Below are 17,407 nucleotides of genomic sequence, written 5' to 3' on the forward strand. Positions count from 1 at the left end.
ATAATTGAAATTTGGGTCAGCGAAAGTAAACCCTATCCTTTAACCATTTGTATTACACGTCGTGAGATCTTCTAAAAACTCGGTTGCGGTAATAGGTGCCGGAGTTGCCGGCCTGGCAGTAGCCATGAGATTGGCTGGAAAAGGGTATCGCGTACATGTGTATGAAAAAAACAACTATCCCGGAGGCAAGCTCAGTGAGCTTACCATCGGAAAGTACCGCTTTGATGCAGGGCCATCTTTGTTTACCATGCCCCAATATTTGGAAAATACTTTCCAGGCTGCGGGGCTGGATATCAGTAGGTATTTTTCTTATGTAAAACATCCGGTGGCGTGTCATTATTTCTGGGATGATGGTACTTTTCTTCCTGCTTCAGGGAAATTGGAAGATTTTGCACAGGCAATAGAGCATACGCTCGGTGTCAAAGGCCAGACAGTAAAAAATTATCTCAAAAATGCGGCTTTCACCTATGAAAAAACTGGAAGAATTTTCTTAGAAAAATCATTGCACAAATGGAGCACGTGGTTGTCGATCGACACTTTGAAGGCAATAGCTTATTTTCCTAAATATCAGATTGTAAAATCACTGCATGAGGTCAACGAGCAGTGGCTTGGACATCCAAAGCTTGTTCAGTTGTTTGATCGATTTGCCACATATAACGGTTCCAATCCCTATCAGACACCCGGCATCATGCATATCATACCACATTTTGAGCACAATGTGGGGACATTCTTCCCTACAGGAGGGATGCATGCCATCACTCAGGCACTTTATCAGGGTGCAATAGATCTTGGTGTAGATTTTTACTTTCAAAGCCAGGTGACCAAAATACTTCATAACAGCAACAAAGTTTCTGGAGTGGTCGTCGATGGTGACGATAAACCTTACGAAATTGTAATTTCTAACATGGATGTGGTACCCACTTACAAGTACCTCTTGTCGGATACCCCCCAGCCTTTAAAAGTACTCAACTATCCCAGAAGCAGCAGTGCGTTGATATTTTACTGGGGCATCAAAAAGAGATTTGCTCAGCTGGATATGCACAACATATTCTTTTCCAACGACTACAAAAGTGAATTTGACCACATCTTTCATCAAAAATCGGTTTATCATGATCCTACGGTGTACATAAACATTACTTCCCGGTGGAATACGGCCGATGCTCCTGAAGGATGCGACAATTGGTTTGTGATGGTTAATGTGCCCGGTAATACGGGGCAGAACTGGGATGATTTGATTCAAAAAACAAGAGAAAACGTATTAAAAAAATTAAAACATAACCTTGGGCAAGACATTGAACCATTGATTGAAGCTGAAGGAATTCTGGACCCCCGAAGCATTGAGCAAAAAACATTTTCATACCAGGGCAGCCTATATGGAGCAAGCAGCAATGATATGTTTTCAGCTTTTGCGCGCCATCCTAACTTTAACCAAAGCATTAAAAATCTTTACTTTTGTGGTGGTAGTGTGCACCCTGGTGGAGGTATTCCTCTATGTTTGCTCTCGGCTTCGATCGTTTCGGATTTAATTCAAAACAGATAATTTAAAAAAGAATGCATTCGGATATTCAAAAAAATGGAGATGCCAGCTTAATGTCTAAAGCCAGAGCGGTCTACATGGAGTTAGACAGCTATTTGCTGATTTTGGTGATAGCTATGCATGCATGGGCAATATTTGCCTTTCAGATTCCTGTACTCAGAGATATTTTTTTACCACTTACGCCTCTTACATTGATCATTGCTGCTATAGTGGCCTACAGAAGTTATCAAGGGGGAGCAGGCAAAGTGTTTTTGTTGTTTTTTAGTATTTTCTCACTCGGGTTTTTGGTAGAGATGCTTGGGGTCAATACTGGCTTTCCATTTGGATCATACTCGTATGGAACTGTCCTCGGGCCTAAAATAATGGGCACACCGGTAATAATTGGTTTAAATTGGTTTATCTTGTTTTCAGGAATTGTGTATATACTCAATTTGGTAAAAATTCCAAAATTAGGCAAAGCTCTTTTTGGAGCGCTCTTGATTACAGGAATTGATATTCTAATTGAGCCGGTGGCTATTTATCTTGGTTTTTGGGAGTGGAAATTCATAAATCCACCGGCTGAAAACTACCTGGGGTGGTTTACTGTTGGGTTCATAATGTTTATGGTGAATTATGTATTCTTTAACTCATTAAAAGTGACCCGGAAGGCATTTTGGGTGGTTGTTATCTTTGTATTGTTTTTTGTGTTACAAAATTTAATTTTATGATTTTCGCATACATAGCAGTGGTCCTTGTTACGTTTATAGCTATGGAATATGTGGCATGGGCAGCTCACAAGTATTTGATGCACGGGCCATTGTGGTTTTTACACAAAGATCATCACGTCAAAGAACCCGGATTTTTCGAAAAGAACGATGCCTTTTTTCTGATTTTTGCTATTCCATCCTGGCTGTGTATAATGCTTGGCATGATGTATTCCAACTATTGGGCTGTAAGTGTTGGAGTGGGCATCGCTATTTATGGAATAGCATACTTTATCGTACATGAAGTGTATATTCATCAGCGATTTAAGTGGATAAAGCCCTCGAAAAACCTGTATTTTGCGGCCATTCTTCGTGCTCACAAGATGCATCATAAACATCTGGTCAAAAATCCGGGAGAGAGTTATGGAATGCTCATTATACATCCCAAGTACATCCGCGAAGAGGCTGAATTCAGAAAGCGTAAAGGGATCGGTCTGATTTAAGATTTTGATTTGAATTGCAAAATGCTATTTTTGCACCCCTAAAACGCCGAAGTGGTGGAATTGGTAGACACGCACGTTTCAGGGGCGTGTGGAGCAATCCGTGTGGGTTCGAGTCCCACCTTCGGTACACCTGGAGCTGCCTTTGGCAGCTTTTTTTTTTACCTTGTTTGAAGTAGTTATAGAAATTTAGAGTTAAAAAAACATGAAAACTATATTTTAAAAGAAATTTAGCTATATGTTTAACATATTTTTTAGAAATGAATTTTCGAATAAATTTACCGCTAATTGTATTGGCGTATTCTATTCAGATGTACGCACAAGATTACAACCATCTTAAAGATTAGAGCTATATCAAGTTTAAAATTACCGAAGTTGGAAGTGAAATCATTCGGTTTAAAAATTATCCGGTGTCTGAAGATGGGGTGGTATTTACAATAGAATAATATAAAATACTTGAAATAGCCATGGAGGATGGCACAAGACTAACCTTTGACAATTTTGAAAATCAATCCCTTGTTGCCAGGGAATATTTCTACGGTCAAAATACAAAGGCAGTAAAATTTGATTTTTTAGCGCCTATTTATAACAATATGGAGGTTAGGGTATGAACTAAGTTTAGCTCCGAATCGAAGTTGGGAAGTTTGGGCAGGAATACCGGGAGCAGGGTTTAATACCGATATTATCAGCAGAGATGAACAACCAAGGGGACTATATGTTGGTGGTGGAATAAAATTCATGCAAATCCCCCGCCTTTAATTAATAAGAATGTCAGAAGGTATCATTTACTATCCGGGTCTTATATTAGACCAAGTATTGTATTTACCTCACATTCGTATGCTGAAGATGTGTATAATTGGGACTCCATCAATGGGCTGACTCAGTATAAGGACAGGAAATTTGTAAGAGGAATTGGATTTTTACTGTTTTATGGGGATCAAATTATTTTCGACGATGTCATTTTAATTGATCTCAACGTTGGAGCGGGCTATGGTTTAATCAACGATGGTAAAACATTCAGATATGGATTTATTGGTAGAAGCGGCTTTCCCCTAATCTTTAATTATTCAATTTCTTAAGAAGTATTGTTTGATAGGAGTAAAAACAAGAAAAGGTAGAGAAAGCTCTGACTCTTTCATCCTCATCTATCTGAGTACAATCTTGATTTTCGTGGCTGTCATTCCTGATACCTGAAATAAAGTTAATTCAAAATCAGGAGGGCCAAAATTACCCCTTACATTATTCGAAAATCCGTAAGGTTCTTTTGGAATACCAAAGGGGTTGGTGTCGAGTTTTCCGTTGTTATTCTGGTCGTGAAAAGCTTCCACTGAATAAGATCCTGCACTTAAATCGGTAAATCGAATGGTCGCTTTTTTGTTTTCAACCGGAATAATAGATTCACGCACTATTTCGTTCTGGTCGTTCTTTAATCGTAGGAATACCTTTCCATTGTCTTTTTGACTTTGTACATCAAATTCAACTATGAGAATTTGAGCACTAATAAATTGAAAACCAATAAAAAGTATAAACGTTTGTAATAATTTCATTTTTATAATTTGACACCCAAGTTAACCTACCTGACAACACTAATTTTTTTTGCAAATTGGTTGCCAAAATTATCTGTAATAGTCAAAATATAGGTTCCTGAAGATAGCTTTTGTAGATTTACTTGTTCAGAAAAAGGCTGGCTGAGCACCTTAATTCCAGTTAGAGTATAGATATTTAGGTCTCTTAATTGCAAAGAACTTTTGATGGTAAGAACTTCCATAGCTGGATTAGGATAAATTTCAATATCTGGTGAAAAATGTATATCGAGAATGTTGAGAGTGTTAGAGTGATTGATGTAGACTTTTTTCACTATGGCGCCTGATTTAGCATTGATGCTGTATAGGCCTGATGCCAGGTTTTGGGGAAGAGAAAGTGTACACCTTGATGCAGAAAAAGCACTGATATTAGACTGGTCAATAGATATCTGGCTGAGCAATGGAGTATCTGACCATACGGTATCAACATGAAGGGTGTAGTGGCCTTGATTCCAGATTGCCAAATACACTTCAGTGTGAGATGATTTGGTGTAAATTGTGTCAGAAGACCAACTGAAATTGGTACTAGCTGGAAAATCTGCTTGTCCTGTCAATGAGTTGATTCTGTTAAGAATGTAAGGATACCTTACAAGTACATTGGATTTGCCTTGATGATGTGCAATAATGCTATCGCGTCGAAGATCTATAGGATCGGGAAGAAATTGATAATGCCAGGCCAATAAGAGATTTTCCTGCTGTGCAACGAAGCTGTTGTAATCCTGATATCGCCAGACAAAGTACAATAACGATCTAGCCACTTTTCCTTTGGCCGAATCTCTGGGTTCAAAGATGCCGTTTAAGTATTTTGAGCCATTGTTTTGCCAGGAAGGACTTCCACTTACAACACCATAAGGATAGTTGGCTCTGATATTATTGGCAGTTTCATCAGTACTGTAAAGGTGATGTACATCACTGCGCATCGGTTCATTCGAATTGAAAAAGCTCTGAGGAAAAACATGTTCAGCGTTGAAATTGTTGGCATTGGCACCGGTCCTTGAATTAAACTGAGCTTTTCGAGCAGTGTACAGACAAGTCACATAGGTATTGATGTTGTCGCATTTACTATACATCAAATCTCTGGCCCCATTATAACCAAGATTTGTATGATTGATTAAATAATTTTTTACGCTTTGTTTGAGAATCTGTCCGGTTTTATTTTCAGTAAACTGTGAAATTGGGCTTGCAAATTTTCCCTGACCGCATAGCAGAATACAATAATCCCCTCCTGCATTTTGTGTATTGATAATCAAAGGGACACGATAATAAATGTCGTTTTGAGGGTGGAAATTAACGATTAGCTGTTGAATTCCCGGGTAAAATACTAATGGTGCTGACAGAAGTCCAAATGAATTGTCGTTGTATGCTTTCCCCAATTGAATTGAAGTTACAAGTACAGGCTCGGTGCCTGGATTTGTGATTTGAAGAACTGCTGTAGTAGTATCACCATATTCAGTAGGTGTGAACCAGATGGAGTCTGTAGTAAGAACCAGGTGTTGACCAAAAAGTATGTGATTAACTCCTATACAAAGTATTATCAAACAGTTGAGAACTTTATTCAAAGTATTGGTGGTTTATGATGTTAAATTTTTTAAAATGGTGTTGTGAATAAGGACAAGCTTTATATCTACTTAATACTTGAGCTATTTTCAAATGCTGTAAATACTGTCTGTAACAAATCGGTAAAAATCATTTTTTTACAACAAGACGTCTGGTTGCTACTACAGCATGATTGATGCTTACGGTGTATAAGTAAATACCTGCTTTCAGATCCGAAATGTTTAGTCTGTGTAGCGATTCTCCTGACTGAAGGACCGTAGATTTTACTATTCGCCCGGTGATATCCGCAAAAGAAATTATGGCAGACTCATTGGCATTAATCTCCATAGAGAGCTCTACCCAGTTTTTTCCTGGATTCGGATATATGGATAGAGTCCTGTTAAGATTTTGATATTTTGCAATGCTGAATGTGGGACTCACCTCAAAGGTAATGAGAATAGAAACAGAATCCTGTGGGTTCTCATCCACAAAAAACGTGTACATAATTTGTCCGGCACGAGCGATTCCATCTTTATCCGGATATACATGCCCGGAAAAATCAATGGAGTTGGTGGAACCTGGTGCTATCGATATTCCCATAGGGCTTATATCGACGGTCGTTTCAAAGCAGAATCCCCAACAGATGGCATTGCTGTCAATCAATGGGTTGGACGCATCGTAATGTCTTTTCACTTTTACTACTTTGGCAGTAGCGGAGTTGTTTTTTATAGCTGCCTTTCCATATATGTCATCGCTGGTAAATGCATTTCCTTGTACTATAGTATCGAAAGATACAATCTGAAGCGATTGGCCCATAGATGCTATTATACATGTACATGATAAATAAAAAAATAATAACTGCTTCATTCGTAGGATATAAGTTAGGAATATCATTCAACAAAAGTATAAAACTATTACCAGTTGATAGAGATGAAAAAAATCCGCTTCTGGAATTCTGCAACGTTTTATTTTTGCGGCCGCAAGTACGCCTGAGTGGCGGAACTGGTAGACGCGCACGACTCAAAATCGTGTACCGCAAGGTGTGCCGGTTCGATTCCGGCCTCAGGTACTTAATACTTAAAAAAAGCCACCCACTTCGGTGGCTTTTATTATATTTTTATTAATAGGTCACCAGACTTCAGTCATCCTGCTTCACAAGTATAAACTTCTATCTTTGCCCATGAATTTTCCTAATCTATCAAATGATCTATAAGGGATATGAGGCTGTAATAGGCCTGGAAATACATGTACAATTAAAAACAAAAAGCAAAGCGTTTTCGGCAGATCCGATCAGTTTTGGGGCAAAGCCCAATACCCAGGTAAATCCGATAAGTCTTGGTCATCCGGGTACATTGCCAGTACTAAACGAAGCAGTTATAGAATATGCAGTGCGGTTAGGTCTTGCATGCGGTGCTCATATTACGAAGTATAACAAATTTGCCCGTAAAAACTACTTTTATGCAGATCTGCCGAAAGGATATCAAATCTCGCAATACGACACACCTATTTGTACCGGTGGGTTCATTATGATTAAAGATGCTGAGGGAAATGATAAAGAAATTGGACTAACTCGAATTCATATCGAGGAAGACTCCGGTAAGAGCATTCACGATCTTGATCCCTTCTACACCCTCATTGATCTAAACCGCGCTGGCACACCATTGCTTGAAATCGTCAGCAAACCTGACTTTCGCAACGGGCAGGAAGCATACAACTATCTATCAGAAATGCGCAAACTGGTCAGATATCTGGATATTTCCGATGGCAATATGGAAGAAGGCTCTTTGAGATGTGACGTAAATATCTCTGTAAGAAAACAAGGAGCGAATGGATTTGGTACCAAAGTGGAAATTAAGAACATGAATTCCTTCAGAAATGTTCAGAAAGCAATTGATCATGAAATTGTCAGGCAGGTAGAACTCTTGGAAAGTGGACAGCAGATCGAACAGGAGACCAGGACCTATGACCCAGTCAGTGATACTACCCTGATAATGAGAACTAAGGAAGATGCTCACGACTATCGGTATTTCACCGAACCTGACCTGGCTCCCTTGGTCATTTCAGAAGAATATATCGAACAGGTGAAAAAAGCTATGCCTGCTCTTCCGTGGGAGATTAAAGAAAAATTGACTAAAGAACACAACTTATCCGAATACGACGCTCTTCAAATCTGTGAAAACAAGGAGCTGGCTCAGTATTATCTGCAGGCAGCCAATCAAAGCAGCAGCTATAAAAATATTGCAAATTACTTGCTAGGACCGGTGAAGTCGTATCTGAATGAAAAGGGTATTGCGATCAACGATTTTCCTGTAGTACCTCAAGTTCTTACCGAACTTATTGATCTAGTCGACAAAGGCCTGGTAAGCCACACAATGGCTCAAACCAGAATCCTCCCACTGCTCATAGAGTATCCACATCTAAGCCCTGAACAAATTGCCAGAGATTACAATCTGATTCAGGAAAGAGATGAAAATTTCATTTTGGAGACAGCAAAAGAGATACTCGATTCAATGCCAGATAAAGTAGAACAATACAAAGCCGGTAAAAAAGGACTTTTGGGCCTTTTTATGGGCGAACTGATGAAAAAAACTGGCGGAAAAGCCGACCCGAAAATGGCTTCAACTATATTGCAAAATCTTTTAAATCAATAAATTAACATTCAAATGAACGTAAAAAACACTTTTTTCCAAATTGTTCTGGTAAGCGCGGCATTTGCCTCTTGTAGCCTGTTTTCACCCAAAGAACAGGCAGTTTTGAACATGGACTTACAAAATACCAAAAGAATTGCTATCTTAATGGCTGATACTGTACAAGCCATCACAATTGATTCTTTAGATGTGCCCTCGTCCGGAAGACTTAGTTATAAGATAAAACTTTCTGAACCGGGATTTTATGTACTTGATCTACTTCAGGGTAAGAGAATACCCCTGTATCTGGAGCCTGGTGATTACATTACCATAAAGGCAGATGCAACCGCTGACTATGACAGCGATGAAATATCCGGATCTGAAGGAGTAGAAATTCTCAATAAAATCAATAAGGAAAATTTCATCTCTTTTGCACTGATCGATAGCCTTGAGTCAGAGCTATCCAAGGCTGAAAGCAATGGCACATACAACAATGAAATAAGGACTGAACTCGATGCTGCCTATGAAAAAAGAGTAAAAGAGCATCAGGAAGCACTCTATTCCATTATTGAAAAATATTATAACCGTCTTCCTGTGATTTTTGCATTTTACCAAAGTCTCGGACAGCTTCCTTTAGTCAGCCCGGTAGATAAGTTCGAACTATTTGAAAAAGTAGAAGAAGGGCTCAGAAAAAAGCATCCAAATAATATGCATACCATCTTTTTTGCCAATAGAAACATGAAAATCAAGGAAGCCCTGGAAGTAGAACGCAAAAGAAAAGAAAACGCTGCCAGAATAAAAGAGGGTAATCCTATGCCTGACATTGCTCTGGCCAACGATCAGGGAGAAATCATCAAACTTTCTTCACTAAAGGGGAAGGTAGTATTGGTAGACTTTTGGGCCGCCTGGTGCCGCCCCTGCCGGATGAATAATCCGAAAATTGTAACCTTGTACAACAAATACAAAGACAAGGGATTTACCGTGTACAGTGTATCGCTGGATGGCCTACCCAACCAACCATCTCCAAGAGATGCCTGGCAAAATGCGATTAAGGACGACCAGCTCAATTGGCCGTATCATGTAAGTGAACTGATGGGCTGGAATTCGAACATTGTAAACGAATTTGGAATTGAAAACATACCTTACACCATCCTGGTGGACAAAAACGGAAATATTGCTGCAGTCAATCCACCCGTTGATATGATTGATGCAATTGTGATGAGATTGCTCTAGCCCTAGCTGCGATAAAGAGATAAAATCCCGTTTTTAAACGGGATTTTTTATTTTCAGTATGCCAAGTATATTTTTATATCAGTCTTAAAAATTTAAAAATATTTATACCTTTGTTTCAAATGTGTCACTATGAGAAAATTATACTTTTTTTGTGCCTGTGTTGCAACCTCAATAGTACTTAATGCACAATACTATTATGTAATTGGCTTGCAAAAGGGAAATCCCGGAAACTTAAATACTGATTTGGAATACCCGGTCGGTGGGGGACTGGCAACGGGTTGGACGATCATTCACGATGGAAATGCCCCCTCAGCACCACAGTGGAGTTCGATTAGAGCGATACCGTTTACCTTTTCGTTTAATGGAACTCCAGTCACGCATTACAAAGTCAGTACCTCAGGTATTTTAACTTTTGATACTTCGGCTATATCAGTACCAGCTTATGGACGTTTGACTCTTCCGCATTCCGGGGTGCCGGACAATTCGGTGTGTATTACCGGTATCAGCTCACTGGAAGCAAATGACAAAATTGTAACAAAAACATTTGGCTCTGCTCCAAACAGGCAGCATTGGATTTTCTTTTCGTCCTACAGCAATACAGCAGCATCCAACTGGACCTATTGGAGCATTGTTTTAGAAGAGACGACCAATCGAATTTATGTCGTGGACCAGCGAAATGTAAATCCATCGGTTCAGTTTTCAGTCGGGTTACAAATCAACTCCACCACTGCCATCATGGTGGCACCATCTCCCAACCTGCTGTCAAAAGCTACTACCAATCCTTCACCAGAAGACAATGAGTATTATACATTTATTTATGGTACCCAGCCCTCCATCGATGCAGCCGGGGTATCCATCAACAATGCTGACATCCTGGCACTGCCACAAGCACCCTTTACACTGAGTGCACAGTTTGCCAACCTCGGCACTTCTACCATCACTAAAGCCACAGTAAACTACCGCATCAACAATAACCCTGTGGTGTCAGCCACTCTTTCCAACCTCAATATTTCATCGCAAACAATTGTGACAATCAACCACCCTACACCGTGGAATCCAGGTAGTCCTGCCAACTACACAGTAAAAATGTGGCTTAGCGGTATCAACGATCAATCCGACCAAAACAATGCAAATGATACAATCACCAAAGTGATCAATGTTGTTCCGGCTATTGCACAGCGACGGCCGCTGATGGAAGTATTTTCTTCATCAACCTGCGCCCCCTGTGCACCAGCAAATGCAAGCTTCAAAGCACTTATGGATCAACAGCCTGCCAATCATTTTACTATAATTAAATACCAAATGAGCTGGCCGGGTACCGGTGACCCCTATTACACACAGGAAGCCGGAGACCGCAGAACATTTTACGGAGTCAATAGCGTCCCACGTATGCAAATCGACGGAGGTTGGGACCAACATGCAGGACTTGCTACACAAGCCATTATTGATCAGTTCAGAGCTGTTCCGTCGTTTGTAAATCTGAGTGCTACAAGCAACATCGCCGGCCAGACCGTGAACGCTCAGATAGCCGTTCAGCCTGTGGCCGACATTACCGGCAATGTAAGACTTTTTGTAGCCATTAAAGAAACCCAAACCACTCAAAATGTCAAAACCAATGGAGAAACTGTCTTTTACGATATTTTCAAAAAATTTATGACTCCTTCTGCGGGCCAGGTGATTAGCAACCTAAATGCAGGGACGACTCAAAACTTTACGTTCTCCTACACGTTTAACGGAACTTACATTTTGCCTCCCAATGCCACTCAACCAGTGAATCACGCCACCAATCACACTGTTGAAAACTTTAACAATCTCAGAGTAGTAGTATGGCTTCAAAATACCTCCACCAAACAGGTGCTCCAAAGCACTCAAGCTACTATATCAGGGGTGGGTGTCGATGAACACGAAAACAGCCTTCTTTACATATACCCCAATCCTACAAGAGACAAAATTTCTATTGAGGGAAATCTGCTGAATACTTCCGGGCGTATCACCTGGAAAATACTGAATATCAATGGTCAAGTAGTATTGTCTGGTGCTGAACCTACAGACAATCGCATCCAGATTGATGTCGATGTGCTCCCATCAGGCATGTACATTGTGGAGATTTCAGATGATAAGGAGATTGTAAGGAAGAAGTTTCAGAAAATCTAAAACTCTAAAATCAAAATGAGAAAAGCTGGCTAATGTACGGCCAGCTTTTTTTATGGGTTTGTTGCTGCTTGTTTTTTAAAGCGATGGGGTTCGCCCTCCATCTACAGGCAGATTAATCCCGTTGATATATGAAGCCAGCGGAGAGGCGAGAAATACCGCTGCGTTGGCAATCTCCTCCGGTAGACCGAATCGCCCAGCTGGTATCTCAGATTTCATCTCATCGGCCACAGCATCGTAGGTGAGCTTTAAATGGGAAGCCTTGGTAGAAATAATGTTCTTTAGCCTGTCGGTGTCTGTAGCACCTGGAAGAATATTGTTTACTGTAATTCCGTAGGAAGCGAGCTCGTTGGCCAATGTTTTTGACCAGTTTGCCATCGCAGCTCGGATGGTGTTTGACACTCCAAGATTAGGCAGAGGGGCCTTTACTGAAGTAGAAATAATATTGATAATCCGGCCATATCCTGCTTCCATCATTCCTGGCAAGCAGGCTTGCATGATGAGGTGTGAAGCTATGATGTGCTGATTGAATGCTCCGGATAATTCATTACTGTTGGCTTTGTGAAGTGGTCCGGGAGCTGGCCCTCCGGTATTGTTAATCACTATGTGAAAGGGATTGTTGGTAGTGCTCAGATAATCGTGCAATCGCTCGCTAAGTTGTTCCGGATTTGATTGGTCAGCCACAATATAATCGTGGATCTGACCGTAATCCGTGGATAAAGTGAAAAGCACATTTTCACATTTGATGGCATCTCTTGCCAGCAGCACTACTTCGGCTCCTGAAAGCGCAAGTTGCCGGGCAATCGCAAGACCAATACCTGCCGTGCTTCCACCGACAAGAGCCCTAAATGGTGAAAGATCAATTTCCATAGTAGTCAGGTGTATTTTTTCTTTCTAAAGTGTGTGTACAGAATTCCACTGATCATGACCAGTAGCACAGGCACCGCAGTGTTTAGCAGTCTCCAAAACCAAATTTCGTCATTCACTTTGCTCATTTTTAAAAGTCTGAGTTTAAATTCTCTGTTTCGTAAAGCGATCAAACCCTTTTCGTCGAGGAGGTAATCAAAAATATTGAGCATCAAATCCTTGTTGCCATATTGTATGCCTGTAAACTGGTCAAATCCCAGTGGCAGAGGAGTTCCTTTTTGCAGGTTTGGATTTACTATATTTAGTTGATTTTTAATTACATCACCATCGGCTATTACAACCTGTTGGGTAGGAATACTTTCAATTCTGAAAGGGATCTGGCGGCCGTTTTCATCTTTTGGTACAATCTGATTTTTGAAGTAGGAGGTGAAGGTTCCTTCAAGCAACAGACCCACGGTCAGAAATTTTTTGGGGTAAGGTTCTTTTCCAGGGTAGTTGTAGAGGTGTGCTAATCGCACAATATGAGGAGTTGCTACTGTACGCGTGGCATCTGAGGTTTTCAGAAGAGGAGTTTTCAACACTTCAGGCGAAAGTACAGTGTCAATCGTGGAGGCGAATTCAAGTTTTACAGAGTTCAAATCCTTAGTAATCGGGTGAAAGACCAGTGGATCAATAAGTGGAAAGTAAATCCATCTCCTTACTGAGCGCATATCGCTGACCCAGGCAGCTTTGCGATCTTGAACAAGGTTTGTGTTAATTCGAAATCCATATCTGAAAAACATATTTCCAAGTCGTAACTCGTCTAAAATAGGATATGCCATAAACTCAGAGGCTTTGCTAAGCGAATCCATATCGGCAGCTACTGCATCAATGAGCCATACCACCTTACCGCCGTTCATAATAAATTGGTCCATTAGAAAAATATCCAGATCGGTAAAAGGTTTCTGTGGTTTAGCCACCACGATGCAATCGAAGTTGCTCATCCTTTGCATCTGTTTTATAATGCTGACATCACCGGTGGCCGTATCTTTTTCAAACTGCCGGATGTTGAATCGCGTCACTGTATAATGTTCGGACAATGCCCTTGAGATATCGGCTACCTTGCCGGGAAGCAATTCGTCGTGACCTTCTAGAAATGCTATTGAAGGACTAAATTTTTGAACGAGCTTTCTGATACCATTTGCCAGGTTGTATTCCAGGTTTTGTATGGCTATGTTGATCTGGTTTTCAGGAGAGATATTCAGATAGGTGCTCAAAAGCTGAATGGCCGATTCCCTTTCTCCGTAAGTAGCGATAATGCCTGGAAACAATTGTAAAAACTGAACCTGATTGCCTTCATTTACCTCCACTTGAACCGGCGAAAGACCTTTAAAAACAAGTTGCTCCTGAAAATCGCGAATGGCCTTTCTATCACCTACGGCTGAAGGGTCTTCGATACGAAATTGGATGTTTTTGTTGTAGGCTCTGAATTCCTGAATGATTTGTCTTACTTCGCGCTGCAGCTTTCTGAAGCCCGAAGGCAAGTCGCCTTCCAAGTAAAGCGTAAATATCATTGGTTCTTTTACCTCATTGAGCAGCTCCTTGGTCACTGGCGAGAGGCTGTATCGCTTTTCTGCTGTAAGATCCAATCGAAATACACCCGCCATGTGTACAGTTATATACACAAGTGCAATAGCACCGGTTAAAATCAGAAAGTTTAAATATTCCTCCTTTAGTTTATTCATCTGAATCACTGATATCTTCTGACGATTAGAATCAACCTTGTAGCAGCTAATGAAAATAGAACAAGACTTGCAAAGTAGGTCACATCTCTGCTGTCAATAACTCCCCGACTGATGCTGTTGTAATGTTCGCTGATGCTGAATTGGCTGAGGAGCAATCCTGTTTTTCCCATTATACTCAAAGAGGCAATCTGGTCCGTGATGTAAAAAAAGAAAAAACACAAAAAAACACCTACTAGAAAGGACACAATTGAATTTTCCGTTAGTGCCGATGCAATCAGTCCAAGTGCTGCGTAGCTGGCACCCAGGAGTAGCAAACCAATATAAGAGCCAATAGTGGCACCGGTATCGAAATTTCCGGGCGGATCGCCCAACATATAGATTGTCGCGACATAGAGCAATGAAGGCAATAGAGATAACACCACCAATGTGAGGGAAGCCAGATATTTACCTAACACCAGATGCCATTCTGAGAGCGGACGGGTCAGCAGTAGCTCAATGGTACCATGTCGAATTTCATCTGAAAACATCCTCATGGTGATGGCCGGGATCAAAAACAGAAAGACCCATGGTGCTATGATAAATAGACTGTCAAGTCCGGCATAGCCCATAGTTAATACATTCAACCCTCCCGGAAAAACAAAAAGAAACAAACCCGTGAGCACGAGGAAAGTGATGATAGTAAGATAGGCCGTCAGAGAACTGAAAAAGCTTCTTATTTCTTTTTTATATAAACTCCACATTTGAAATCACTTGATAGCAGGTTACAAATGTAGGTTTAAGAGAATGCTGGAACATCTTAAAGGTAGGTAAAGAGCAATCAGGTCTGACCTATTATTTTGAATGCCGAGCGAATTTGTATGCACTACACCTGTCTTCCACCTGCTTTCTTCAGTTGCTTCTTGACATATTCGTAGAGTTCGATTTGGGCTCTTATTTTGGGCCCGGGTAGTTTTCTGTAGGCATTTTTTACTTCCCAGCTGTGGATTCTTGCTTTACAATTATCTTTCCAAAGGATATCGAGATGGTCTTTTATTTCTTTTTGGATTCTTTTGTCGTAAATTGGACAAGTAACTTCTACTCTGTATTCCAAATTGCGGGTCATCATATCAGCTGAAGAAATATAATATTTGGGTTCACCGGCGTTTCCGAATATGAACACCCTGCTGTGTTCCAGGAATCTATCTACAATGCTGATGGCTTCGATGTTTTCGCTTAATCCAGGCTTACTGGTGACGATCGAACAGATGCCTCTGACGATGAGTTTTATAGAAACACCTGCCTGAGATGCCTGATACAGTTTTTCAATAATGCCTGTATCGGAGAGTGAATTGATTTTCCAAAAAATATATGCCTCTTTACCAGCTTTTGCATTTTTTATTTCAGTATCAATCAACTCGTTGATTTTAAGGCGCTGATAGTGTGGTGATACTATCAAATGCTGATAATGAAAGACTTTGTAGTTGGTTTTGAAAAACTCAAAAATTCTTGAAATATCTCGTGTAATGCGGTTGTCAGCAGTCATTAGTACATAATCCGTATAGATCCTGGCCGTACTCTCATTAAAATTACCAGTACTTACGATGGCAAATTCTTGTTTTTTATCATCGCGTATTTTGGTAATATGAACCAGCTTGGAATGTACTTTCAGACCAGTGACTCCAAAGACTACCTCAATATCTTCGTTTTTGAGCTCTTCTGTCCAGCGGATATTTGCTTCTTCATCGAATCGCGCCTGTAATTCGATCACTACAATTACTTTTTTTCCATTTCTTGCAGCATTTTTTATAGCAGAGATAATTCTTGACTTTTCAGCCAGGCGATAGAGTGTAATTTGTATGGTGGTAACATCCGGGTCTATAGCCGCCTCTCTAAGCATTCTGATCACAAATGAAAAAGAGTGATAAGGCAAAAAAAGAAGTATATCTTTTTTGCTTACGACATCCATAATACTTTTATTCAGGTCTAGATCTGGATGGTTGAGAGGTGGTAGCGGTTCGTATTCGGCTTGAAGTTCTTCAATAGATGGAAATTTGATCAGATCTTTTTTATTGTGATAGCGTCCTCCGGAAGCCAGACTGTCGTAGTTGTCCAGTTGCATCCGGCTCATCAGGTAAGTAAGCAGGTCGGAAGGAATTTCGCGGTCGTAGACGAATCTTACCGGATCGCCGGTCTTACGGTTTTCCAGGCTTTGGCTTACTTTGTCTATGAAGCTTTTCGAAATATCGTTTTCAATATCCAGTTCTGCATCGCGGGTAATTTTAATTGTATAGGCCTCAAATTTGTAGTTTTTGAAAATAAAAAAGATGTAGTTAAGGTTATACCTGATCAGATCGTCTAAAAAGATAAAGTATCGACGGCCATATTTTGGAAGCTCTACAAACCTGCCTACATAATCTGTTGGCAATTCGATCAGGCCATAGAAGTTTTTGGTTGCATCTGTCAGATTCTCGGCTTTAATAGCCAGATATATGGACTTATCGGTCAGTTGAGGAAATGCCCTTTTTGGATTTAATATCAAGGTAAAAACAGCGGGACTGACCTTGTCGATAAAAAATTGTCGTACAAATTCTCTTTGTCCAGCTGTAAGGTTTTTTTCGTTTACAAGGCTAACACCCTTTTTTTCCAGCTCTTCAATGAGTTTTTCATATATAGCTTCAGCTTCTTGCTGCTGTTCATTTGCTATCTGACTGATGGTATGCAGAAGTTTATCGGGAGGAAAACCGCCGAGTTCGCGGCTAGCTTTCTTTCCAAAAAGGCTCATTCGCTTAATGGTAGCATACCGCACTCTGAAAAATTCGTCCAGGTTGTTTGAAAAAATTCCGACAAATCTCAATCTTTCAATCAAAGGTACGGAAGGATCCGCGGCTTCCTGTAGCACTCTGGCATTGAAATACAACCAGCTGACATCACGTGGTATATATCGGTCTATATGTAGCGAATCTTTTTTTTTCTTTTTGTTCATTCGT

13 protein-coding genes and 2 tRNA genes are annotated in these 17,407 nt (G+C 40.4%); 8 read left to right on the plus strand and 7 right to left on the minus strand.

What is annotated here, in order from left to right; translation table 11 throughout:
* Positions 1–61 precede the first annotated feature (61 nt).
* The 4 genes from crtD to DES35_RS07720 all read left to right on the plus strand — a co-directional run bounded on the left by crtD (position 62) and on the right by DES35_RS07720 (position 2,850).
* Positions 62–1,540, plus strand: a complete 1,479-nt coding sequence (gene crtD, locus DES35_RS07705; RefSeq protein WP_037358270.1) for a 1-hydroxycarotenoid 3,4-desaturase CrtD — start codon at positions 62–64, stop codon at positions 1,538–1,540.
* Positions 1,541–1,551: 11 nt separating this feature from the next.
* Complete coding sequence (locus DES35_RS07710) at positions 1,552–2,244, plus strand: carotenoid biosynthesis protein (protein WP_051889275.1); 693 nt, start codon at positions 1,552–1,554, stop codon at positions 2,242–2,244.
* Positions 2,241–2,723, plus strand: a complete 483-nt coding sequence (locus DES35_RS07715; protein ID WP_037358272.1) for a sterol desaturase family protein — start codon at positions 2,241–2,243, stop codon at positions 2,721–2,723. The genes DES35_RS07710 and DES35_RS07715 overlap by 4 nt, the downstream gene beginning before the upstream one ends.
* A gap of 45 nt (positions 2,724–2,768) precedes the next feature.
* A tRNA-Leu gene (locus tag DES35_RS07720) sits at positions 2,769–2,850 on the plus strand.
* A gap of 1,015 nt (positions 2,851–3,865) precedes the next feature.
* On the opposite strand, the gene DES35_RS07730 is transcribed toward DES35_RS07720, so the two are convergent.
* From DES35_RS07730 to DES35_RS07740, 3 genes are all read right to left on the minus strand, one after another.
* The gene (locus tag DES35_RS07730; protein ID WP_051889276.1) at positions 3,866–4,267 is read right to left on the minus strand and encodes a DUF2141 domain-containing protein; all 402 of its coding nucleotides are present in this window, start codon (positions 4,265–4,267) and stop codon (positions 3,866–3,868) included.
* Positions 4,268–4,293: 26 nt separating this feature from the next.
* Positions 4,294–5,862, minus strand: coding sequence for an endonuclease (locus tag DES35_RS07735; RefSeq protein ID WP_084180141.1), 1,569 nt, complete (start codon positions 5,860–5,862; stop codon positions 4,294–4,296).
* A 127-nt stretch (positions 5,863–5,989) separates the two neighbouring features.
* Positions 5,990–6,706 carry a T9SS type A sorting domain-containing protein gene (locus DES35_RS07740; RefSeq protein ID WP_160171972.1) on the minus strand — a complete coding sequence of 239 codons (717 nt, stop codon included), beginning with the start codon at positions 6,704–6,706 and terminating at the stop codon, positions 5,990–5,992.
* A gap of 120 nt (positions 6,707–6,826) precedes the next feature.
* Between DES35_RS07740 and DES35_RS07745 the strand changes: the two genes are divergently transcribed.
* From DES35_RS07745 to DES35_RS07760, 4 genes are all read left to right on the plus strand, one after another.
* Positions 6,827–6,908 (plus strand) — tRNA-Leu (locus DES35_RS07745).
* Positions 6,909–7,041: 133 nt separating this feature from the next.
* On the plus strand, positions 7,042–8,490 hold the full coding sequence (gene gatB / locus DES35_RS07750; protein ID WP_037358282.1) for an Asp-tRNA(Asn)/Glu-tRNA(Gln) amidotransferase subunit GatB: 1,449 nt from the start codon (positions 7,042–7,044) through the stop codon (positions 8,488–8,490).
* Between the two features lie 12 nt (positions 8,491–8,502).
* The gene (locus tag DES35_RS07755; RefSeq protein WP_051889278.1) at positions 8,503–9,699 is read left to right on the plus strand and encodes a TlpA family protein disulfide reductase; all 1,197 of its coding nucleotides are present in this window, start codon (positions 8,503–8,505) and stop codon (positions 9,697–9,699) included.
* A gap of 129 nt (positions 9,700–9,828) precedes the next feature.
* On the plus strand, positions 9,829–11,853 hold the full coding sequence (locus tag DES35_RS07760; RefSeq protein ID WP_114366277.1) for a T9SS type A sorting domain-containing protein: 2,025 nt from the start codon (positions 9,829–9,831) through the stop codon (positions 11,851–11,853).
* Positions 11,854–11,928: 75 nt separating this feature from the next.
* Here DES35_RS07760 and DES35_RS07765 read toward each other — a convergent pair whose 3' ends face one another.
* From DES35_RS07765 to ppk1, 4 genes are all read right to left on the minus strand, one after another.
* A complete protein-coding gene (locus tag DES35_RS07765) occupies positions 11,929–12,720 on the minus strand; it encodes an SDR family oxidoreductase (RefSeq protein WP_037358288.1) in 792 nt (263 codons plus the stop codon).
* A gap of 5 nt (positions 12,721–12,725) precedes the next feature.
* Positions 12,726–14,441: a gliding motility-associated ABC transporter substrate-binding protein GldG gene (gene gldG / locus DES35_RS07770; RefSeq protein WP_084180143.1), complete on the minus strand. Its 1,716-nt coding sequence runs from the start codon at positions 14,439–14,441 to the stop codon at positions 12,726–12,728.
* Between the two features lie 5 nt (positions 14,442–14,446).
* The gene (gldF, locus tag DES35_RS07775) at positions 14,447–15,181 is read right to left on the minus strand and encodes a gliding motility-associated ABC transporter permease subunit GldF (protein ID WP_037358293.1); all 735 of its coding nucleotides are present in this window, start codon (positions 15,179–15,181) and stop codon (positions 14,447–14,449) included.
* Between the two features lie 122 nt (positions 15,182–15,303).
* Entirely contained in the window at positions 15,304–17,403 is a 2,100-nt protein-coding gene (gene ppk1, locus DES35_RS07780) for a polyphosphate kinase 1 (protein ID WP_037358296.1), read from the minus strand.
* Between the last annotated feature and the right edge of the window lie 4 nt (positions 17,404–17,407).

Origin of the sequence: Schleiferia thermophila, assembly GCF_003337435.1 — a bacterium.
Lineage (GTDB): Bacteria > Bacteroidota > Bacteroidia > Flavobacteriales > Schleiferiaceae > Schleiferia > Schleiferia thermophila.